This window comes from Myxococcus sp. CA039A (assembly GCF_013336645.1).
Taxonomy (GTDB): domain Bacteria; phylum Myxococcota; class Myxococcia; order Myxococcales; family Myxococcaceae; genus Myxococcus; species Myxococcus llanfairpwllgwyngyllgogerychwyrndrobwllllantysiliogogogochensis.
Genome location: NZ_JABUMQ010000206.1, coordinates 1 through 19,918, shown reverse-complemented (window position 1 = coordinate 19,918; position 19,918 = coordinate 1). Strand labels below are relative to the sequence as shown.

At 69.0% G+C, this 19,918-nt stretch carries 16 protein-coding genes; 7 read left to right on the top strand and 9 right to left on the bottom strand.

Going from position 1 to position 19,918, the window contains the following annotated elements:
- Window positions 1–206 precede the first annotated feature (206 nt).
- Window positions 207–440, top strand: a complete 234-nt coding sequence (locus HR086_RS29720; protein WP_174467322.1) for a hypothetical protein — start codon at window positions 207–209, stop codon at window positions 438–440.
- 43 nt (window positions 441–483) lie between these two features.
- Window positions 484–1,548, top strand: a complete 1,065-nt coding sequence (locus HR086_RS29715) for a hypothetical protein (protein ID WP_174467321.1) — start codon at window positions 484–486, stop codon at window positions 1,546–1,548.
- 94 nt (window positions 1,549–1,642) lie between these two features.
- Here the strand turns inward: HR086_RS29715 and HR086_RS29710 are convergent, their stop codons facing one another.
- The 5 genes from HR086_RS29710 to HR086_RS29690 all read right to left on the bottom strand — a co-directional run bounded on the left by HR086_RS29710 (window position 1,643) and on the right by HR086_RS29690 (window position 6,050).
- Complete coding sequence (locus tag HR086_RS29710; RefSeq protein WP_141646710.1) at window positions 1,643–1,912, bottom strand: hypothetical protein; 270 nt, start codon at window positions 1,910–1,912, stop codon at window positions 1,643–1,645.
- Between the two features lie 152 nt (window positions 1,913–2,064).
- The gene (locus tag HR086_RS29705; protein ID WP_174467320.1) at window positions 2,065–2,451 is read right to left on the bottom strand and encodes a hypothetical protein; all 387 of its coding nucleotides are present in this window, start codon (window positions 2,449–2,451) and stop codon (window positions 2,065–2,067) included.
- 19 nt (window positions 2,452–2,470) lie between these two features.
- The gene (locus tag HR086_RS29700; RefSeq protein ID WP_254626518.1) at window positions 2,471–3,397 is read right to left on the bottom strand and encodes a tetratricopeptide repeat protein; all 927 of its coding nucleotides are present in this window, start codon (window positions 3,395–3,397) and stop codon (window positions 2,471–2,473) included.
- A complete protein-coding gene (locus HR086_RS29695) occupies window positions 3,394–4,932 on the bottom strand; it encodes an acetyl-CoA hydrolase/transferase C-terminal domain-containing protein (RefSeq protein ID WP_141646712.1) in 1,539 nt (512 codons plus the stop codon). The genes HR086_RS29700 and HR086_RS29695 overlap by 4 nt, the downstream gene beginning before the upstream one ends.
- A gap of 38 nt (window positions 4,933–4,970) precedes the next feature.
- Window positions 4,971–6,050, bottom strand: a complete 1,080-nt coding sequence (locus tag HR086_RS29690) for a hypothetical protein (RefSeq protein WP_174467319.1) — start codon at window positions 6,048–6,050, stop codon at window positions 4,971–4,973.
- Window positions 6,051–6,245: 195 nt separating this feature from the next.
- On the opposite strand from HR086_RS29690, the gene HR086_RS29685 reads away from it, so the two are divergent.
- Window positions 6,246–8,450, top strand: a complete 2,205-nt coding sequence (locus tag HR086_RS29685; RefSeq protein WP_174467318.1) for a M3 family metallopeptidase — start codon at window positions 6,246–6,248, stop codon at window positions 8,448–8,450.
- A gap of 83 nt (window positions 8,451–8,533) precedes the next feature.
- Here the strand turns inward: HR086_RS29685 and HR086_RS29680 are convergent, their stop codons facing one another.
- Complete coding sequence (locus HR086_RS29680; protein WP_141646715.1) at window positions 8,534–10,294, bottom strand: glycosyl hydrolase family 18 protein; 1,761 nt, start codon at window positions 10,292–10,294, stop codon at window positions 8,534–8,536.
- 182 nt (window positions 10,295–10,476) lie between these two features.
- Between HR086_RS29680 and HR086_RS29675 the strand changes: the two genes are divergently transcribed.
- The 3 genes from HR086_RS29675 (at window position 10,477) to HR086_RS29665 (ending at window position 15,657) form a co-directional block, all read left to right on the top strand.
- On the top strand, window positions 10,477–11,952 hold the full coding sequence (locus tag HR086_RS29675) for a M20 family peptidase (protein ID WP_373564370.1): 1,476 nt from the start codon (window positions 10,477–10,479) through the stop codon (window positions 11,950–11,952).
- 222 nt (window positions 11,953–12,174) lie between these two features.
- Window positions 12,175–13,944 (top strand): DUF4215 domain-containing protein, encoded by a 1,770-nt coding sequence (locus tag HR086_RS29670; protein ID WP_174458434.1) that lies wholly within the window; start codon window positions 12,175–12,177, stop codon window positions 13,942–13,944.
- Window positions 13,945–14,139: 195 nt separating this feature from the next.
- Complete coding sequence (locus HR086_RS29665; RefSeq protein ID WP_254614339.1) at window positions 14,140–15,657, top strand: hypothetical protein; 1,518 nt, start codon at window positions 14,140–14,142, stop codon at window positions 15,655–15,657.
- A 24-nt stretch (window positions 15,658–15,681) separates the two neighbouring features.
- Here the strand turns inward: HR086_RS29665 and HR086_RS29660 are convergent, their stop codons facing one another.
- The 3 genes from HR086_RS29660 to HR086_RS29650 all read right to left on the bottom strand — a co-directional run bounded on the left by HR086_RS29660 (window position 15,682) and on the right by HR086_RS29650 (window position 18,559).
- Window positions 15,682–16,398 (bottom strand): hypothetical protein, encoded by a 717-nt coding sequence (locus tag HR086_RS29660; RefSeq protein ID WP_174461695.1) that lies wholly within the window; start codon window positions 16,396–16,398, stop codon window positions 15,682–15,684.
- A gap of 192 nt (window positions 16,399–16,590) precedes the next feature.
- Complete coding sequence (locus HR086_RS29655; protein WP_174461696.1) at window positions 16,591–17,400, bottom strand: SAM-dependent methyltransferase; 810 nt, start codon at window positions 17,398–17,400, stop codon at window positions 16,591–16,593.
- Window positions 17,401–17,449: 49 nt separating this feature from the next.
- A complete protein-coding gene (locus HR086_RS29650) occupies window positions 17,450–18,559 on the bottom strand; it encodes a kelch repeat-containing protein (RefSeq protein WP_174458431.1) in 1,110 nt (369 codons plus the stop codon).
- Window positions 18,560–18,799: 240 nt separating this feature from the next.
- Here HR086_RS29650 and HR086_RS29645 point away from each other — a divergent pair.
- Window positions 18,800–19,918, top strand: a 1,119-nt coding sequence (locus HR086_RS29645; protein ID WP_373564369.1) for an RCC1 domain-containing protein, incomplete at its 3' end; no start/stop codon positions are given.

Sequence of the window (19,918 nt, the reverse complement as noted above, 5' to 3'; positions counted from 1 at the left end):
CTCCATGCGGCAGCCAGGAAGGGAGTACAGCGGTTCCATTCCCAGGGTGTATTCGCCCTGCTGGCCGTTTGCCGCATCTGTCCTTGCCCCAGACGGGAACCACACGAAGTGCGGGAGAGCCGTCAAATCGGACACAGTCAATGGGGTGATACGGCACGTCGGTACTCGATAGGGGACCGCATCTTCAGGCCCTTGTGAGGATGCACGTGGTTGTAGTCATCGAACCGCGCGGGCAGCTGTCGGAGGACTGCCTCCTCGGTGTCCGCTACTCGCGCGAGGACGTTGCGGTGTCGCCGGCCTTCGACTCGCGCGACGAGCACGCCTTCGCGCTCTTGCGAATCGAGGCCGCTGCGAAGAAGCTGATTCCCAAGCCGAAGCTCGCCACGCTGTTCAAGAACCTGCGCTTCGAGACGGCCGGTAGACTCCTGAAGGAATACTGAGCGCGCTCCCATGCCCAAGCCCCGTCCGTCCAAAGTCGACTCGATGTCCGATCGCGCCGACACGCCGGCTCCCAAGAAGCAGGCCGCGCCGGACGTGTATTCCACGGCCCAGGTGTTCGCCGATGTGCATGTCACCCCGGAAGGCACGGTGGTGGTGCTCGCGGGCACGCCCCATCCGGACTCCGACCACGGCTACGTCGCCGGCGACGACCTGTGGGACTTCGACCAAGACATCAAGTGGAACCAGCCGTGGAACGACGTCGTGTGGCTGGGCCAGATAGACGTGGACGTGGACGAGGACGAGTTGGAGGCGAACGGGCTCTCCTATGACGTCGACTTCAACCGTCTACTCATCCACGACGGCAAGACGTGGACCCGGAGGAAGCTGCCCAAGGCACTGCCCTACGGTTACGTGGCGCCCGTCCTGCGTGATTTGGGAGCGCCGTGGGGCCTGTCCGCCTTCGGTGTGTCCGCGCTCGCATTCAAAGGCACCGGCACGAGCTGGAAGCTCAAGGAGGTCAGCGGTCCCGGGGGCCTGGACCTGGTGGACGGCGTGGTGCACGACGGCGTCCTCTTCGGACTCTGCTCCGAGAACGGCCTGGGGCGCCTGGTGCGCGAGGGCAAGGGGCTGCGTCTTGAACTCGTCGGAGGAGAAGAGCAATCCGGCCTGCGCGGCCTCTTCGTCCACGAGGGCACGCTCTTCGCCTTCGGCAACGACGGCGTGTGGGTGCTCAAGGACGGAGCCCTGGTTCGGCGTCATGCCACGCGCGCTCCGGTGCGGAGCCTGTGCGCCGCCCCCGAGCACGGCGTCTACCTGCACACGGACGAGCACGCCTGGTATCTGCCCCAGAAGGGCAAGGCGCAGAAGCTCGTGCTCCCCAAGGACGGCATCCACTCGCTGGCCTTCTTCAAGAACCGACTGTTCGTCAGCGTCGGAGAAAAGGTGCTCCGGATGGAGAAGGATCGGGGCGTCGCCCTGAAGCTGCCCTTCCTCGCCCCCGGCGCCGCCCGCCTCGTTGTCGCTGGCGGCCAGCTATGGACGGTGTTCGCCCACCAACTGGCGTCCTCGCGCGACGGGAAGCGCTTCGAGCCCATCGCGTTTCGCTGAAACAGCAGCTCCCGCGTGGCGGGGGAGTGTACTTGCGCTGCTTGACGGCAGCGCAAGTGGTTGCTGTCTGGCTTTACGAGGTGGCTGCCGCGCGTCAGAGGCACTCTTCGTAATAGTTTTCGACCGCAAAGTCGGTCTGAACGCCAGTGCGCGTGGGTGTTCTGTTGCAAGTACACCGCTCGCTGCCGACCGCCGTGGTGTAGGTGGCGTCACTGTAATAAGTGATATAGTAATCGGCGATGCAGCGAACCAGTGAGTCTTCGCGTGATGTCAAATCGGACTGCATTCCTGGGTCGGCTTCGCCTGCTCCGCAGCCGAACTGAAATCCGAGGACGGTGAGACCCAGCACCAACAATGAACGCATTGCTCCTCCAGAGGGATGAGGCGCTCCATGGGGTTGCATGAGGAGCATGCCACAGTTCCTGTCTGCGGGTGCAGGCGGGGGATTCCGGTCCAGAGTCTGTGAAAGACTTTGGTTTCCCTGGAGTCTGAGCCGCTGAGGGGTCGGCAGGCACCCTAGGATGTCTGCAAGAAGAGGGTGGCGTAGCTGCCGTTGCAATTTATTGCATACAGTTGCTCGTTGCCGGTCGCCAGGATTCTGCACGGTTCGATTTGTTCCAGCTCGACTCCGGGGAGTGATTGAGCGCCACGAGTTTCATGGACAATCACCGTGGTCACGAAATGCGCGAAGCTCGGAAAGCTCCCCATGTAGGTGTCGATGGAAAACGAAGCATCTCCATACATTGTGATTCCCGCCTGCCTGGCCTCCGTGAGGGTCATGTGGCTGATGTTCTGTTTTTCGGGACCCGGAAAGGCTTTGTCGATTCCAACACCACCAGGGCTGGTGACGTCCATGTGGAGCGAGAGGAGTCTGAGCACTTCATTCCGAAGACTGTTGTCCATGGTGCCCCTCTTCTTCCATTCAGGTCGCGGTGAGCGCCTGGAGTGCCGAACGCAGCGCGTCTGGCAGCGTGCTCGGGTCTCCCCGGCGAAGGGCGTCCAGTCCCGCCTGGAAGTCCGCGCGCGCGCCGTCGACCTCGCCGAGCCGGGCGCGTAGCAGGCCCCGCTCGTGAAGCAGCTCGGGGTCGATGCCCTCTCCCTGTTGCAGGGCGAGCGCGGCAGTGAGGTCCTGGATGGCCTCGGCGATCCTTCCCAGTCGTGCGCGGACGGCGGCCCGCTGCTGGAGCAGCCAGGGGTTGTCCGCGTCCTCCACGAGCGCGAGCGTCCAGTCCTGCTCGGCCTCGGTGTCTCGGCCAAGCGCCTCCAGAGACTCGGCGCGCTTCATGTGCAGCACGAGCGCCTTGCGATAGCCGCCGTCCACCAGCGCATCGAAGTCCGCGACGGCCTCGACATGGCGACCCAGCCGGGCGAGGCACAGCGCTCGGTGCAGGCGTGTCGTGCGATGTCCGGGCGCCAGCTCCAGGACGCGCTCGAACCAGGGGAGGGCTTCGGCGGGAGCGCTCCCCCAGATGCCGAGCGTCATCGCAAGCTCCAGCAGGACGCGCCCCAGCTTCGGATGCGCCTCCGCGAGCGAGCGGGCCAGCGCGAGCGCCGTCGTGTACCGGCCACTCCTGCGCAGCCGGTCCAACTCGCGGAGCTTCTGTGCGACCTCGGGAGGACACGGCTCGCGTCCATTGCGCTCCCCCGCACCGGGCACGTCGGGTGCGTCGGACTCGTCCATCTCGCGCCGGTTGCGTCGCTGCTTCGCGGACTTCCCCGATGCGGCTGCGTCGCGAGCCGCAACTTCCTCCTCGCGCTGTCCATGAGACGGCGTCGTCGAGCCCGCCTCGGAGGTCTTTCCAGGGAGCGGCTCCGGGGGCTGTGTCTCCTGGTCGTCCCGCTTCGTCATTCCGCCTCGGACTCCCCGGGGAAGTTTCGGCAGAGCGCGTCGTAGTCGCGCCACCACGCATCGAGCACCTTCATGTCGGAGGCGCGAGGCTCGTCGCCCGGTCCCGCCATGTCCAGGTACGCGTGCAACAGCGGCCTGAAGTGCGGATGCGCGCACTGGTCGATGATGTCCGTGGCCCGCCGCTTCGGCGAGCGGATGTCCATGTTGAGCGCGTAGCCGTGCTCGGTGACGACGCACTTGATGTCGTGCTCCGTGTGGTCGATGTGCCGCACGTACGGCATCACACAGCTCACCGTCCGGCCGTCCTTCAGCTTCCGCACCGAAGGCGTGTGCACGATGCTGAGGTACGCATTGCGGAAGAAGTCTCCGGAGCCGCCCAGCCCGTTGACGATGCGCGAGCCGTCGATGTGCGTCGAATTCACATGCCCGTAGATGTCCACCTCGATGGGCGTGTTCATCGCGATGACGAAGAGGCGGGAGATGATTTCCGGACTGTTCGACAGCCACATCGGCCGCAGCACCAGCCGCTCCCGGCACCGCTCGAACATCTGCTGGAACCGCGCGCGCCCCTCGGCCGAGAAGGACACCGCCGTGGCGGACGCGTACTCGAACTTCGCGTCGTCCTCCACGTAGCGCAGCATTCCGTCCTGGAACACCTCGGTCCAGAATCGAATCTTCTGGAACGGTGAGGCGTACAGCTCGCCGATGATGGCGTTGGCCACGTTGCCCACGCCGGACTGGATGGGCGGCAGGCGCTTGCCCCACTGAAACTGCTCGCGGCAGCGCATGAGGAACGCCACCACGTTCTGGGCAATCCGCTTGTCCGTCGCGTTCGCGGCCTTGAACGGCACCGGGTGGTCCGGCGTCCGCGACTCCACCACCGCCACCACCTTGCTCGCGTCGATCTCCACGTAGGGATTTCCGATGCGGTCCCTCACGTTGAGCAGCGGCAGCGGCCAGCCCACGTGCGGGTGCACCGTGGGCAGGACGATGTCGTGGAACCCCGTGTAGTCCGGCACGGAGGTGTTCACCTCGAGGATGATCTTCTTCGCCTTCGCGAGCGCCTCGGCGCTGACACCCACCGACGAGGTGAGGATGACGCTGCCGTTGGGGCGGATGCGCGACACCTCCACCACCGCCACGTCGATGTCGCCGTAGAAGCCGTACATCATGTTGCGCGCGAAGGCGGACAGGTGGACGTCCGTGAAGTCCATCTCCCCCGCGTGGATGCGCCGGCGCGACGCCGACGAGGACATGTACGGCCCGCGCTTGCCGATGAAGGGCGCCATGGGGCCCTCCACGTCCTCGGAGAGCGAGGCGCCCGACAGCAGGGTGATGCGCGTCTGGGGCGCGGTCTTCGCCAGATGTGAGGCCAGCGCGGGGAAGAACGTCTTGGGCTCCCCCGACTTGGTGAAGCCGCTGATGGCCACCGTGTTCCCGTCGGTGACGTGCTTCACCGCCTCCTCGACGGGGACGACCTTGGCCAGCAGGCCGGCGTTCTGGATGCGTTCCTGCAACGTGCTCGGAGCGTTCATGGGCGGCGGGAGGATGACACACCCCCGGGCCTCGGTCCTCAGCGGAAGCCCGGAGGCCGCCGCTTGTCCGCGTCCGTCTCGGCGTCCTCGGCCTTCAGTCGGGCTCCCGGAGACAGCTCGAACACCAGGCCGAACTGCCAGAAGTTCGCGCGCTCCAGGAAGAGGATGTTGTACGAGTCCTGGCCGTACACGTAGCGCGCGAAGAGGCCGAAGCCCGCTCCCCAGTACGGCAGCGCGGCGACCTCCGCGCTCACCGTGGCGCGCCGATGCGGCGTCTCCCCGAAGGGCGCTGACAGGGCGCACTCCAGTCGGAACCGGTGCTGCTTCCAGATGCGTTCACCCAGGAGGCTCACGCCCCAGTTCCCATCGCCGTAGACGCGCCGCTGCTCCTCGGTGATGCCGCCAGGGCCAATGGTCGTGTTCAGCTCCAGGAACGAGCCGCCGCCCACGAGCCACGCGCTGTCCAGGTCCGGCTCCACCGCGAAGGCGGTGCGCGCGTGCAGCTCTCCGCGCAGGAAGTTGGTGGAGAAGCTGCCGGTCAGCTCGTTGAGCGGGAGCTCTCCTTGTGCCGGCGTGCATTCGGGGTCTGTGCCCTCCTGGTTCGCGAAGAAGCACCCCTCCTGGCCATTCGAGTAGTGGCCCACGGTGAGGTTGGCCGCGAGCGCCAGGCCCCGCCCCGGACCGTCCTTCCCCCGCGAGCCCGGGAGCACGCGCAGGTGCGCCACCTGGAGCGTGATTTTGGGGACGTAGGACGGAGGGATGACGGGATTGCTGTCCGTATTCAGCATCCGCAGCCGGATGTATGGCGTGAGCACCGCGGTGAGGAACCACTCGCCTCCCTTGCTCCGGAAGTGCCCGTTGTGGAGCTGGGGAAAGAAGAGATTGGGAGCAATCTGCGCCTCGAACAGCAGCGGGGCGGGCGAGTCCGGGTCCCCCTGTCGGCGGATGCGGTTGGGCGAGCCGAAGACGTAGCTGCGGTCCAGGAAGAGCGGGGCAGGGGAGCTGTACTCCCACCGCCAGTCCGCCCCGGCCTCCGTCGCCACGACGAGCAGCAACGCCACCAGCGCCGGCAGCGGCGCTCGGGTCCTGGACGGGCGGGTGCCCGGTGCGTTCCCCATGAGGAGGCTCCTGCCGACGTGCGCGAGCCGGGACACCCCGGCATGGCTCCTCCCCTCTAGCCCGCTTCGAGCGGCCCCTCACCCGGCCGTCGGGGCGTCTGTCCTCGGTCGGGAAGAGGCGGCCCCCGGAACGTGTTGGGCGCCGCGATTCCGTGCTTTGGTGCACACCCCTTTTCGTCGGGAGAACCACTTTTCATGCGTAACCTCTTCTTCGCCAGCGCGGGTGTGGCCGCGCTCGTCTCCTCCGGCTGTGCGACGACGTCCCCGGAGCCCCGCCCGGAAGTCGCCGCGCCGGCCCCTTCGAGCGAGGTCGCCGCGCCGGTGGCCCCCTCGATTCCCCTGCTGGCGAAGTGGTCCGGCCCGCACGGCGGCGTGCCTCCCTTCGCCCAGGTGAAGGTGGAGGACTTCAAGCCCGCCATCGAAGCCGCCATGGACGAGTACCGCCGGGAGCTGGCCGCCATCGCGGGCAACCCCGCCGCGCCCGACTTCGAGAACACGCTGGCCGCGCTGGAGAACGCGGGCCGGACGTACGCCAACGTGGAGACGCTGTACGGCATCTGGGGCTCGTCCCTGAGCAGCCCGGAGTTCCAGGCCGTGGAGCGGGAGATGGCGCCCCGGTTCGCCGCCTTCGAGGACGAAATCACCCAGAACGAGGGCCTCTTCCGTCGCATCGAAGCCGTCTACCAGTCCCCCGACAAGGCGAAGCTGACGCCCGAGCAGCAGCGGTTGGCGTGGTTGCACCACACGCGCTTCGTGCGCTCCGGCGCGAAGCTGGACGGGGCGGCCAAGGCGCGGATGGGCGCCATCAACCAGCGCCTCGCGTCGCTCTACACGTCCTTCAGCCAGCACGTGCTCGGTGACGAGGAGGGCTACACCGTCGTCCTGGAGTCGGAGAAGGACCTGGCGGGCCTGCCGGACTCCGTGCGCGCGGGCGCCGCCGCCGCGGCCGAGGCGCGGGGCCAGAAGGGCAAGTGGATCATCACCAACACGCGCTCCTCCATGGAGCCGTTCCTGACGTACTCGTCGCGCCGCGACTTGCGCGAGAAGGTCTGGCGCAACTACGTCAACCGGGGCGACAACGGGGACGCGCGTGACAACAACGCCATCATCTCGGAAGTCCTCAAGCTGCGCGCCGAGCGCGCGAAGCTCCTGGGCTACGCCACGCACGCGCACTGGCGGCTGGAGAACGCCATGGCCCGCACGCCCGAGCGCGCCATGGAGCTGATGGAGGCGGTGTGGAAGCCCGCCGTGGCCCGCGTCCGCGAAGAGGTCGCGGACATGCAGAAGGTGGCCGACAAGGAGCGCGCGAAGCTCAAAATCGAGCCGTGGGACTACCGTTTCTACGCGGAGAAGGTCCGCAAGGCGAAGTACGACCTGGACCAGAACGAGGTGAAGCCCTACCTCCAGTTGGAGAAGCTGCGTGAGGGCATGTTCTGGGTGGCCGGCGAGCTGTTCGGCTTCGCCTTCACCCCGGTGACGGACGTGCAGGTCTACCACCCGGATGTCCGCGTCTGGGAGGTGAAGGACCAGGCGACGGGCCGCCACGTGGGCCTGTGGTACTTCGACCCGTACGCGCGGCCGGGCAAGCGCTCCGGCGCGTGGATGAACGCGTACCGCAACCAGGAGCGGTTCCGGGGCGACGTGACGACCATCGTCTCCAACAACTCCAACTTCGTGAAGGGCGCGCCCGGCGAGGCGGTGCTCATCTCCTGGGAGGACGCGAGCACGCTGTTCCACGAGTTCGGCCATGCGCTGCACGGCCTGAGCTCGTCGGTGTCCTACCCGTCGCTGTCCGGCACCAGCGTGGCGCGCGACTACGTGGAGTTCCCCTCGCAGCTCCTGGAGCACTGGCTGGCCACGCCCGAGGTGCTCAACACCTTCGCGCTGCACTACCAGACGGGCAAGCCCATCCCCCAGGCGCTGGTGTCTCGCATCGAGAAGGCCGCGACGTTCAACCAGGGCTTCGGCACGGTGGAGTACCTGTCCTCCGCGCTGGTGGACATGAAGCTGCACCTGGCCGGCGACGTGAGCATCGACGCGGATGCCTTCGAGCGCGACACGCTCAAGTCGCTGGGCATGCCCAAGGAAATCGTCATGCGCCACCGCACGCCGCAGTTCGGCCACGTCTTCGCGGGCGACGGCTACTCGGCGGGCTACTACAGCTACCTGTGGTCCGACACGCTGACGGCGGACGCGTTCGAGGGCTTCACCGAGGGCAAGGGCGCCTACGACAAGACGGTGGCGGAGAAGCTGCGCAAGAGTATCTTCTCCGTGGGCAACACCGTGGACCCGGCGGAGGGCTACCGCGCGTTCCGCGGCCGCGACGCCGGCATCAACGCGCTGATGCGCAAGCGGGGCTTCCCGGCGCCCGCCGCCGCGCAGACCAAGGCGCAGCCCTGAGCCACGTCGTCGTCACCGACGTCGGGTGACACTCCTGGGGGCGCGAAGCACGGCCAGCCGCCGCTTCGTGCCCCCGGGCCTTTTCACGGGTCCAGGAACGCGCGCTTCACGTCCATGAGCAGCTCGTCCTGCTTGCCCGCGGGCTGCCCCCGCCGGTGTCCCTGGTTGATGGTCCAGATGATGGTGCCGCCCAGGCCCTGCGCGCGTGCCCACTGGCCCTTGGCGAAGACGGACTGGCCATCCTCGTAGGAGATGTAGTTGCAGTGGCCCGGGCCATTCACGGACGGGTACGAGAGGTACGGGGACGCGGCCTTCTCGTCCCAGTGCCGCGCCTCCGCGCTGTAGTACGACGTCATGATGTTGTCGTAGCTCATCGCGTTGTCGCTCTGGCCCTCGTTGACGTCGGGCCGTCCGTCCAGCGGCGTGCGGGGCTCCGTCACGCCCTGCCAGCAGGTGCCGAAGAACCCGATGCCCACGCCCAGCCGGCCGCGCGGCACGCCCGCTTTCAGATATCCCTCCACGGAGTAGGCGACGGAGGTGGGGCGGTTCTGGGCTTCGTCCCGGAGGGGACTGGAGTGCCAGCTCTCCCAGCCGCCCCAGTGTCCGCTCATCTTGTAGGACATGATGTTGAGCTGATCCACGCGCTCGGCGAGCCGGGCCATGAACTTCTCCTCCACCTCGGGCATCCCGAAGTTGGAGTTCAGCCAGTTCACCGGCACGGTGATGATGATGTCCGGGCGGGCCGCGCGCAGCTCGTCAATCAGGGCCAGCAGCAACTCGCCATCATTGCCCGCGGGCGGCAGGTTGATGGGCTCCCAGTCCAGGTCCAGGCCGTCGTAGCCCAGCTCCTCCATCGCCTTGATGAGCTCCTTCACGAAGACGATGCGGCTCTCCCCCGTGGACGCCTGCACGAAGCCATCGTGCTCGCCGAAGCCGCCCACCATCAGCAGGGACTTCTTCCCCGCCAGCCGCGCCCCCGCCGACAGCGCCTTCGCCATGAGGGGGCCTTCGTAGACGGTGACGTCGAAGTCCGTGTGCAGCGTCCCGTCGTAGCGGGGACGCACGCGGCCCACCATGATGTGCGTCAGGCCGGAGAAGTCCACCTCCTCCGGCGGCAGCTGCGCGCGCTGATATCCCACGTAGTAGCCCGACACCCAGCTCGACGGCGCACCGCCGGGCCTGGGCGTCACCGGGCCCACGAGCGCCGTGGGGCCCTCGCCCACCTCGTTGACGGCCCGCACCGTGAAGACGTGGGGCCTGTCATTGGTGAGGTCCGGGATGCTCACACTCGCCGCGGGCGCGTCCACGGTGACGGACCGGCCCCCGGGCTCGGCGGTGACGACGTACTTCGTGAGCGCGCGGCCCCCGTAGCTCGCCGGCTGCAGCCAACTGACGTAGGCCTGCCCGTTGCCCGCGGTCGCCCGCACCGAGCGCGGCTGGCCGGGCACCGTGGGGTTGCTGATGGCCATGCCCGGCATCGGCATCACCGGCACGGAGGGGATGGAGGAGGTGCCCTCGCCCCGGGCGTTCACCGCGGAGACCTTGAACAGATAGGCGAAGCCGTTGTTGAGGCCCATCACCGTGGCCTGTCGCTCGCCCGCGCTGACGATGGCGCCGCCGCACGCGGGCTGGCACCGCACCACGTAGTACAGGAGCGGGTGCCCACCGTCGCTCGTCGGAGGTGTCCACGTCACCAGCGCCTGGGCATCCGCGGCCTGCGCCTCCACCGAGGACGGCTCCGCCGGAAGCCCCGGGCCCTCGTCACTCTTGCCGCATCCCCCCAGCAGCGTCCCCACTCCCAACGCCAGGACGAGCTGCCACCGCGCTGCGTGTCGAGTCTTCACCTGCGCACCTCATGGACCAGTCTCCCGACTATACGGGGAAGCCTGACATTTCTTGTGCTGGAATTATCTAGCAGTACTGCATGTGATTCCCCCAGGACAAGGGCGAGGGGTTCTCTCATATTTCGAGAGGCCGGTTCGGCCGTCCTGGAGGTTCCCCATCCTGGGGTGGCGCCTTTGGTAGCGTGGCGCACCTGCCAATGAAACGACTTCTCCTGTCCATGGCCCTTGGGGTCGGTGTCCTCGCCGTCGTGCTCGTCGCCCGGACGCTCACGTTCAAGTCCCGGCAGGTGGTGCCGGAGGCGGCGACCGCGCTGACGGTGGACGCTCAGGCCCTGGCGTCGCGCCTGTCGGGGGCGCTGCGGTTGAAGACGGTGGCCGCCTCCGAGGGCGTGCCCGCGGACGCCGAGGCCTTCGCGGCCCTGCATGCCTACCTGGCGGAGCACTTCCCGCGTGTCCATGCCGAGCTGAAGCGCGAGGTGGTGGGGGCACACTCGCTGCTCTACACGTGGCAGGGCACGGACGCCTCGCTGCGGCCGATGATGCTGTTGGGGCACCTGGACGTGGTGCCGGTGACGCCCGGCACCGAGGGCGCGTGGGCCCATCCTCCGTTCGACGGGGTGGTGGCGGACGGGTTCGTCTGGGGGCGCGGCTCGCTGGACGACAAGGGGAGCGTGCTGGCGCAGTTGGAGGCGGTGGAGGCGCTGCTGGCGGCGGGGGAGAAGCCCCGGCGCACGGTGCTGCTCGCGTTCGGCGCGGATGAGGAGGTGGGCGGCCGGGAGGGCGCGGTGGTCATCGCGAAGCGGCTCCAGGAGCGCGGCGTCCGGCTGGAGTCCGTGCTGGACGAGGGCGGCGTCATCATGTCCGGCACGGTGCCTGGCGTGAGCGCGCCCGTGGCGCTGGTGGGCACGTCGGAGAAGGGCTTCGTCAGCGTGGTGCTGTCGGTGAAGGGCGAAGGTGGCCACTCGTCCATGCCGCCGCCCAGCACCGCCGTGGGCGTGCTGGCTCGCGCCGTGTCGAGGCTGGAGGCCGCGCCCATGCCCACGCGGCTCCAGGGTGGCAGCCGCGAGCTGTTCACCCGCGTGGGGCCGGAGATGCCCTTTGGCATGCGACTGCTCTTCGCCAACCTGTGGCTCACCGAGCCGCTGGTGGTGCGGCGGCTCACGGCCAGTCCCACCACCAACGCGGCGGTGCGCACGACGACGGCCGTCACCGTGTTCGAGGGCGGCGTGAAGGACAACGTCCTGCCGGCGAGCGCCCGCGCGGTGGTGAACTTCCGCATCCTCCCGGGCGACAGCGTCGAAGGCGTGCTCTCACATGTCCGGGCCACGGTGGATGACTCGCGCGTGGAGGTGGGCACGCTGGACTTCCAGAGCGAGCCCTCGCCGGTGTCTCCCACCGACTCCGAATCCTGGCGCGAGCTGGAGCGCTCGTTGCGCCAGGTGTTTCCCGACGTCCTCGTGTCGCCGTACCTCAACGTGGCCGCCACCGACTCGCGGCACTTCGTGGGCTTGAGCGACAACGTCTACCGCTTCTTCCCCGCGCACCTGCGGCGCGAGGACCTGGCGCGCATCCACGGCAAGGACGAGCGCATCGCCGTGACGGCCTACGCGGACGCGGTTCGCTTCTACGCCCAGTATCTGCGCAACGCCGCGCGCTGAGACACCCGTGAGACAGGCCCCCTGGCACGGGAGCCAGGGCAATCGAGTCCGGACCGGACACGGCTGCCATGGAAGGGAATGTGGGTCTGAGACACGAAAACAGGTGATTCAGTCCGCTCTTCCTGCACATCTGCGCATTTCCTGCATTTTCACGGAGGGTGCGGGATGCCGAATGCGCAACCGCGTTGACACGCACCGCGCGCACTTCCAGCATCGGTGTCTATGGCGACCGTCCCCCCTGTTGGAACGCGGCTCGCGAGTCTCGTACTCGCCTCTCTTCTCTTCTCGATAGTTGCATCCTCCTGCGGAGGCGATGGTGGCGCTGGCAAGCCCGACGCCGGCCTCCCCGATGGGGGTGATGGTGGCCCCGTCCTCTGTGACGGCGGCACCTGTCCCGTCGACACCTGCGGCGACCGCACGCTCCAGACGGGTGAAGCGTGTGACGACGGCAACAAGGTGGCCGGCGACGGTTGCACGGCGACGTGCGCCATCGAAGACGGCTGGGTCTGCGATGTCGCGGGTCAGCCCTGCATCCGCAAGTTCGGCTGTGGCAACGGCCGCGTGGAGGCTCCCGAGGCGTGTGATGACCGCAACGTGTCGTCCAACGACGGCTGCAGCGCGACCTGCACGGTGGAGGCCGGCTGGAACTGCCCCGCGGCCGGCGGTCGCTGCCACGCCGCCCGGTGCAACGACGGCATCAAGGTGGGTGATGAGGAGTGCGAGGACGGCAACGTCGCCAACAACGACGGCTGCAACTCCGAGTGCCGCCTCGAGGAGGGCTGGAAGTGCCCCACGGTGGGCGCGGTCTGCACCCGGACGACCTGTGGCGACATGATTGTCGAGGGCACCGAGGAGTGCGACGACGGCAACAAGGACATGGGCGATGGCTGCTCGCCGCTGTGCAAGCGCGAGCCGCGCTGCACCGGTGGCACCTGCCAGGCGACGTGCGGCGACGGCATCATGCTGCCCAACGACACGTCCGAGGAGTGCGACGACGGCAACGCGCGCTCCAACGACGGCTGCTCCGCGACGTGCAAGCTCGAGGAAGGCTTCGTGTGCAGGCTCATCGAGGAGACGCCGCCGGACGTGATCTCCATCCCCGTCGTCTACCGTGACTTCCGTGGCTGGGACCTGCCGGCCTCGGGTTCGGTCCCGAAGGGCCATATCGACTTCGAGAACGCCAATGGCTCCGAGAAGGGCATCGTCAAGACGGAGCTCGTGCGGAGCTACAACGGCAAGGACTACCCCGGCGGCAAGCCCGGCCTGGCGAAGCTGACGGGCTCCACCACCACGCATGGCGAGGCCCCCTTCATGCAGTGGTACATCGACGCCGCGGGCATCAACCAGACCGTCGTGGGGACCCTGGACCTGGCCAAGCAGCCCGATGAGTCGTACGTGTTCGACGACCCGGATTTCTTCCCCGTGGACGGCAAGGGCTGGATTGCCGCGGGCTTCGAGCAGCCGCGCAATGGTGGGCACAACTTCAGCTTCACCAGCGAGGCGCGCTACTGGTTCGAGTACAAGGGCACCGAGGTGCTCACGTTCCGCGGCGACGACGACGTGTGGGTGTTCATCAACGGCAAGCTCGCGCTGGACCTGGGCGGCGTGCACGGCGCCCAGGAGGACTCGGTCAACGTGTCGAGCCAGGCCTCCGCGCTGGGCCTCACCGTGGGCGGCATCTACGAAGTCGTCGTGTACCAGGCCGAGCGCCACACCACGGCGTCCTCGTACAAGCTGACGCTCAACGACTTCGTCACCAAGCGCACCGATTGCCGCGCCACCTGCGGCAACGGCGTGCCGGACGAAGGTGAGGAGTGCGACGACGGCATCAACGCCGGTGGCTACGGGCAGTGCGCTCGCGGCTGCGTGTTCGGCCCTCGCTGCGGCGACAACAAGGTGCAGCAGGACGCTCCGGCCAACGAGGAGTGCGACGACGGCAACACCCGCAGCAACGACGGCTGCAGCGCCACCTGCAAGGTGGAGATCGGCTGAGTCGTCCGTCGTGACGAGCCGCTTCCGGGCCTGACGCCCTGGAGCGGCTCGCGCCTCACCGCCGCGCGCCAGGGTGACACCCGCCCGGCGCGCGGTGGGGGCGAGGCTCGTGTCCCGAGGCTCGGTATGCCCCCGGTTCGCTCTGGAGCGGGCCTGGGGTCGGGATGACCGCGAGGGGCTGGCCGGGGAGCAGGCATGCGCTCATTCGTCGCGGGCCGCTCTCGCGAGGCCGTCTGGTATCTTCCGCGCGACTCCATGGTGTCCCTCTCCCCGCCGCGCGTGTTGCTGCTGCTGTCCCTGCTGCTGGCTGCTCCGGCCGGCGCGGCTGGCGCGAAGAGCACGCAGCCCGGCGCCGACGAGGTGATGGGCATGCTGCGCAAGGTGGAGACGGCCCGGGTGCGCGGGACGCTGCGCGTGCTGGACAGTGAGCTGGAAGAGCAGGGCCGCGCGAGGCCCAAGGACTTGATGCCACGCGTGTACCGCGCATGGCTCGCCTTCCCGGCGGACACCTGCTGGAACGAGCTCAAGGCCCTGTCCACGTTGGAGCCGGAGAACCCCTGGCCCCATCTGGGCATGGGGCTCATCTACATCCGCTGGGGCCTCTTGTCGGAGGCGCGAGGTCCGCTGTCCGCCGCGCGCCGGGCGTCGCCCGACTTCGCTCCCGCGCTCTGGGGGGAAGGGCTGCTGCTCCAGGCGGAAGGGAAGCCCGCGGAGGCGGAGGCGCGCCTGCGCGCTTCGCTGGCGAAGCTGGATGCGCCCCAGGTGCGCACCGCGCTGGGCCTGTTGCTGGCGGCGAAGCCCGGACGGGAGGCGGAGGCGCGCGCGGAGCTGTCGCGCTCGGTGGAGGTTTGGCCGGAGCAGCCGGAGGCGCTGCGCAAGCTGGCCGCGCTGGCCCATGCGGCGAAGGACGTGCGCGCGGCGGCCCTGGCGGGAGAGAAGCTCGTCGCCCTGAAGCCCATGGACCGCGAGGCGCACCGGCTCCAGGCGGACCTGTGGCTCTCCGCCTCCGAGAAGGACAAGGCCGCGCGCTCGCTGGAGCGGTACGTGGAGCTGGGCGGCGCGGAGGCCGGGGCGCTGGCGCTGCTCGCCCGCGTCTACGCGGAGCTGTCGCGCCCGGCGGACGAGGAGAAGGCCCTGGTCCGGCTCATCGACGTGGAGCTGAAGGACCCCGAGCCGCTCTTGCGGCTGGCGGAGCTGACCGATGCTCGCGCGGACGCCACCGCCAGCGAGGGCTTCCTGGTGAAGGCGTCGGAGCGGGCGCCGGAGCGCTCCGACATCCACGTGCGCCGGGCCCGGTTGTGTTTGAAGCAGGCGCGCTGGAAGGACGCGCTGGTGTCCTACCGCGCGGCGCAGACCGCCCCCGAGCGGAAGGTGCCGGAGGCGGAAGCCGAGACGGCGGAGCTGGTGCGGCGCTTCCGTCTGCCCGCGACGCCGGCCAGGGGCGCGGCGGACAAAATCTACAACCGGGTGTCGCTGGGGTTGGTGGCGCTCTACATGGAGCGGCTCAAGGAACTGCCGGAGCTCAAGGGCAACCTCAAGCTGCGCGTCCAGGTGGATGCGTCCGGCCGGGCCACGCAGGTGTCGGTCCTCTACGACAGCATGGAGGACCCGTTCATCGCGGGCCACGCGTACTTCGCCTTCCTGGACGCGCAATATCCTCCCGGCCAGGACGAGCCCATCTTCCAGTACGTCTTCCGGCCGCCGCCGAAGTAGCGGCCGGAAGTCGTCGCCCGCGCGTCATTCCCCGTCGGACGTGCCGCTGCCGCCGTAGCCCCGGGCCTCGCCGCGCAGCTTCTCCCACTCGCCTCGGGCCTGACGCTCCTCACCCAGGCGCTGGTCCACCAGTCGCTGGGCCTCCTCCGTGTTGCGCTGGGCGTTGGCCACCGCGCTGGTGAACTCGGCCTCGGAGAGGTCCTTGGCGCGCACGTCATCGCTGTTCCTCAGCGCCTCCATTTCGGCCTGACGAAGGCGCGCGTCGGCCAGCTCCAGCTCGCGCTGGCGAAGGTCCTTGCGAGCCTTCTGGGTCTCGATGGCGCGCTGGCGCCACTCGAGCTGGGCATGGGCGGCCGCCTGCTTGCCCTCGGTGGCCTTCAGCTCCGCCTGGGCTTGCGAGATGTTGGACGCCCGGCCGGTGGCCTGCGCGGCCTCGACGGCCGTCTGGTTGGCCTTGGTGGAGAGCTTCGCGGCCTCCTCGTTGCGCTGGGCGACCTCCGCCGCGCGCTCCGCGTCCTTGACGGCCACGTCCGCGCGGGTGACTTCATCCTGGGCCTTGAGTTGCTCCGCCTGGGCGTTGCGCACGTCGCCGAGCTCCGACTCCGGGACTCGGGCCAGCCAGGACTGGTCGACCTTCTGCTGCTCCTTGCTCGCGGAGCGGGATGAGCTGCACCCTCCGAGGACAAGGGCCGTACCGAACACCACTCCCGCCAGCACCTGACGCCGTCTCGTCTGGAACATGATTCCTCCTCACCATCGCGGATCGTTGCCTGCTCGACACGGTAGGCACTCAGCGGTGGTGAGGCAGTCGGCACTGCAGTGCATCGGGCGTTCGCTTCGCGGCGCGCCGGACGGAGGCTCCGTGGGCCTCCCGGAGACGGGCCCCGGGGGGTAGGCCTCGTCCGCCGGCTTGCTTCGCGGACGAGCGCGGGCTCAGCGCTTCTCGAGGATGACCGCGTAGAACTCGATGCCGACGCCCTCGCGGTCCTCCTCGGTGATGTGGCCTACGGGCAGGCCCAGGAACTCGCGCACCGTCATCACTCCGCCGGGGCCGGGCGTCCACGGACCGCACAGGTCCAGGTACTCGCGCAGCGAGTAGAGCTGGAAGGACTCGCCCATCTTCTGGAACATGCCGACGAACTGCTCCCACTTCGGCGTGCTCAGGCCCGGGGCCTTCGTCTCGAAGGTCGCGAAGAGCTTGGAGCCGGGCGCGGCCCAGTCATACAAATCGCGGAAGAACTTCCGGTTCTCCTCCGAGGAGAGGAACACGGTGATGCCGTTGGCGCCGAAGGCCACGCGCCGCTCTCCATCCAGGAAGGCCTGGACGTCCGGGCGGCGCAGGAAGTCCCCCGCGGAGCGGATGTCACATTCCATGTAGCGCGTGCGCGGATTGTCGCCGAGCAGGTGCTTGCCGGTGGCGATGGTGAGCGGATTGATGTCGCTGTAGAGCACCTTGGCCTGCGGCAGCACGGAGTGGACGTGGTCGCTCGTCGGCAGGCCGGAGGCGAAGTCCACCCAGTGATGGAAGCCGTCCGAGGACAGGCGCTGGGCGGCGGTGCGCAGACAGCCGCGCAACATGCGCAACCACTTCCGGGTGGAGGGCACCAGCGAGAACATGAACTCCGCGGCCTGGCGGTCCGCCTCGAAGTGGTGGGTGCCTCCCAGGGTGTAGTCGTAGATGCGGGCCGCGTCGGGCACGTGGGGGTTGACGCCGGGGATGCGGGCCAGCTCCGGGTTGTCCATGCGTCTGTCTCCGTCGGGGTGGATGCGGATGTAACGGGGTGGCGCGGCTTCAGGGCCGCCAGACTTCGGAAGTCGTCTCCAGCGAGCCATCCGGCGCCACGCGCGTGGTGCCCGCGACGAGGAACGCGCCCTCGCCCAGCGGGACGACGTGGTGTCCCGCGCGGCCCACGGCCAGCGGCATCCCAGGGCTCCAGGTGCCCGTGGCCGGATTCCACAGCTCCACGTCGGTGGCTTCCGCGTAGGTGTCCGAGCGCAGCCCTCCGGACACGGCGGCCCGTCCGTCCGGAAGCGCGGTGAGGGTGAAGCTGGAGCGGGCCAGGCCGAGCGCGCCCGTCGCCGTCCACTGCTCGGTGCGCGGGTCGAAGACCTCGGCGCTCGTGAGCGAGGTGCCCTGGTGCCAGCCGCCCACGACGAGGATGCGCCTGTCGGAGAGGGTGACGCCCTCGGCGTCGTCTCGGGCCTCTGTGAGGGGATGGGGGGCGGTCCTCCAGGCCCGTGACGAGGGCTCCCAGAGTTCGGTGCTCAGGTTCAGGGGCGGCGCCAGATGTTCGCCTTCGATGATGGCGAAGCCGAAGCCGTTGTCGCGGCCCCCGGCGATGACGACGCGCTCCCCGCTCACGCACACGGGGCCGGTGTGGAAGATGCGAACCGTCTGGCCCGCGGGCTCCCACGCCGTGGCGCCGGGGCGCAGCACTTCCGCGCGTGTGCCCCGCTCGATGTCGTTGTCATGGTCCGAGCCCAGCACCAGCACCGCGCCGTCCGGGAGCACGCGCGCGACGGGACGCGAGCGCGCGGCCCGCAGCGGCGGGCCGGGGACGAAGCGCCGGGTGTCCGGCTCCCAGTAGCGGGTGCTGTCCAGCTCCGGAGTCGGGTTGTCCCGTCCGCCGATGAGCAGCACGCGTCCGTCCGGGAGCGCCACCGCCGCATGGTCCTGCCGGGGCTCGGGCAGCGGGGAGAGTTCCAACCACTCTTCCCGCGAGGTGTCCCAGAACGCCGCGCCCGTCGACGCGCGAGGCGTGGCGCCGATGCCGTCCCGCTGCCAGCCCTGTCCGCCCGCGAGCAGCGCCCCTCCGGCGACAGCCGTCAGGCTGAACCCGTCGAGCCAGAGGCCGGAGTAGGGGACGCGTCTGCGCGCGGTGGACGGCGGGCTTCGAGTCATGGCGCCATCGTACGCCGGCCCCGCCACCTGGCGCCTCTGGCCCGGTGAGGTCTCCGGCGACCTGGACGCTGGGATGCACACGTCAGACGACCCCGAGTGCCGGGGAGGATGCCGGACGTGGGCCGGCCGGGGTGACAACCTGGGAGGGTGGACGAGCCGTGGGTGTCCCAGGCAAAGGCTTGTCTCGCGTGCATGTCTGGTGTTTCTCTGTCCATTCCAAGTCGTGTCGAGGGGGGAGACATGAGCCGTGTGCGCAGTGGTGCCGCCGTGGCTGTCTGGGGTTGTCTATTGGGAGCGCTGTGGCTGTCGGGCTGCGTCGAGCCAGGGGCAACTCCGCCTCCCGAGGACCTTGCTTCCAGCCGCGCCGCGGAAGGCTTCTCCCGTCAAGGCACGGTGATGGCGGGGCGTAATCACACGCTGACGCTGCGCGCGGATGGCACGGTGTGGGCGTGGGGTGGCAACACCTTTGGTCAGCTCGGGGATGGCACGACGACGGCGAAGTCCTCGCCCACACGGATTCGAGGGCCGCTGGGGATGAGTGCCATTGGCGTGGGGGAGCTGCACTCACTCGCGCTGAAGGCCGACGGCACCGTGTGGACGTGGGGAGACAACACCCGGGGGCAGTTGGGGGATGGAACCACCACGCGTCGGGCGTGGCCCCAGCGAGTGCCAGGACTGACGAACGTGGTGCGCATCGCGGGAGGCTTCTCGCATTCGCTGGCGCTCAAGGCGGACGGCACGGTGTGGGCGTGGGGCCTCAACGCCACGGGGCAGTTGGGTGATGGGACGACGTCCCAGCGCCTGGTTCCCACCCAGGTGCAAGGGCTCCTCAATGTCGTGGCCATCGCCGCGGGCAATGCGCACTCCCTGGCGCTGACGGCGGACGGCGCCGTGTGGACATGGGGTGGAAACGCGGACGGTCAGCTCGGCACGGGGGACACGCTGAACCGCTCCCTGCCGGTGGCCGTGGCGGGACTGACAGGCGTGACGGCGCTGTCGGGCGGTGGCTCGCACTCGGTGGTGCTCAAGTCGGATGGCACCGTGTGGGCGTGGGGACAGAACACCTACGGCCAGCTCGGCGATGGGACGACGGGGCAGCGCCTGACGCCGACCCAGGTCCCCGGGCTCCTGGACGTGGAGGCGGTGGTGGGCGGAGGCCAGCACTCGGTGGCGTTGAGGGTGGATGGCTCGGTGTGGGCGTGGGGGAACAACCAGCGAGGTCAGTTGGGGGATGGAAGCCTGACGCAGCGCCTGGCGCCGATGCGGGTGACGGGGGTGTCCTTGGTGAAGGGCGTCACGGCGGGCGGGGGACAGCACACGGTGGTGGTGAAGGCGGACGGCACGGTGCTGGCGTGGGGC

Bases quoted from the DNA above. Each gene is read 5' to 3' on its own strand.
- HR086_RS29715 (WP_174467321.1), top strand. From the start codon at position 484: ATGTCCGATCGCGCCGACACGCCGGCTCCCAAGAAGCAGGCCGCGCCG.
- HR086_RS29710 (WP_141646710.1), bottom strand. From the start codon at position 1,912: ATGCGTTCATTGTTGGTGCTGGGTCTCACCGTCCTCGGATTTCAGTTC.
- HR086_RS29705 (WP_174467320.1), bottom strand. From the start codon at position 2,451: ATGGACAACAGTCTTCGGAATGAAGTGCTCAGACTCCTCTCGCTCCAC.
- HR086_RS29700 (WP_254626518.1), bottom strand. From the start codon at position 3,397: ATGACGAAGCGGGACGACCAGGAGACACAGCCCCCGGAGCCGCTCCCT.
- HR086_RS29695 (WP_141646712.1), bottom strand. From the start codon at position 4,932: ATGAACGCTCCGAGCACGTTGCAGGAACGCATCCAGAACGCCGGCCTG.
- HR086_RS29690 (WP_174467319.1), bottom strand. From the start codon at position 6,050: ATGGGGAACGCACCGGGCACCCGCCCGTCCAGGACCCGAGCGCCGCTG.
- HR086_RS29685 (WP_174467318.1), top strand. From the start codon at position 6,246: ATGCGTAACCTCTTCTTCGCCAGCGCGGGTGTGGCCGCGCTCGTCTCC.
- HR086_RS29670 (WP_174458434.1), top strand. From the start codon at position 12,175: ATGGCGACCGTCCCCCCTGTTGGAACGCGGCTCGCGAGTCTCGTACTC.
- HR086_RS29665 (WP_254614339.1), top strand. From the start codon at position 14,140: ATGCGCTCATTCGTCGCGGGCCGCTCTCGCGAGGCCGTCTGGTATCTT.
- HR086_RS29660 (WP_174461695.1), bottom strand. From the start codon at position 16,398: ATGTTCCAGACGAGACGGCGTCAGGTGCTGGCGGGAGTGGTGTTCGGT.
- HR086_RS29655 (WP_174461696.1), bottom strand. From the start codon at position 17,400: ATGGACAACCCGGAGCTGGCCCGCATCCCCGGCGTCAACCCCCACGTG.
- HR086_RS29650 (WP_174458431.1), bottom strand. From the start codon at position 18,559: ATGACTCGAAGCCCGCCGTCCACCGCGCGCAGACGCGTCCCCTACTCC.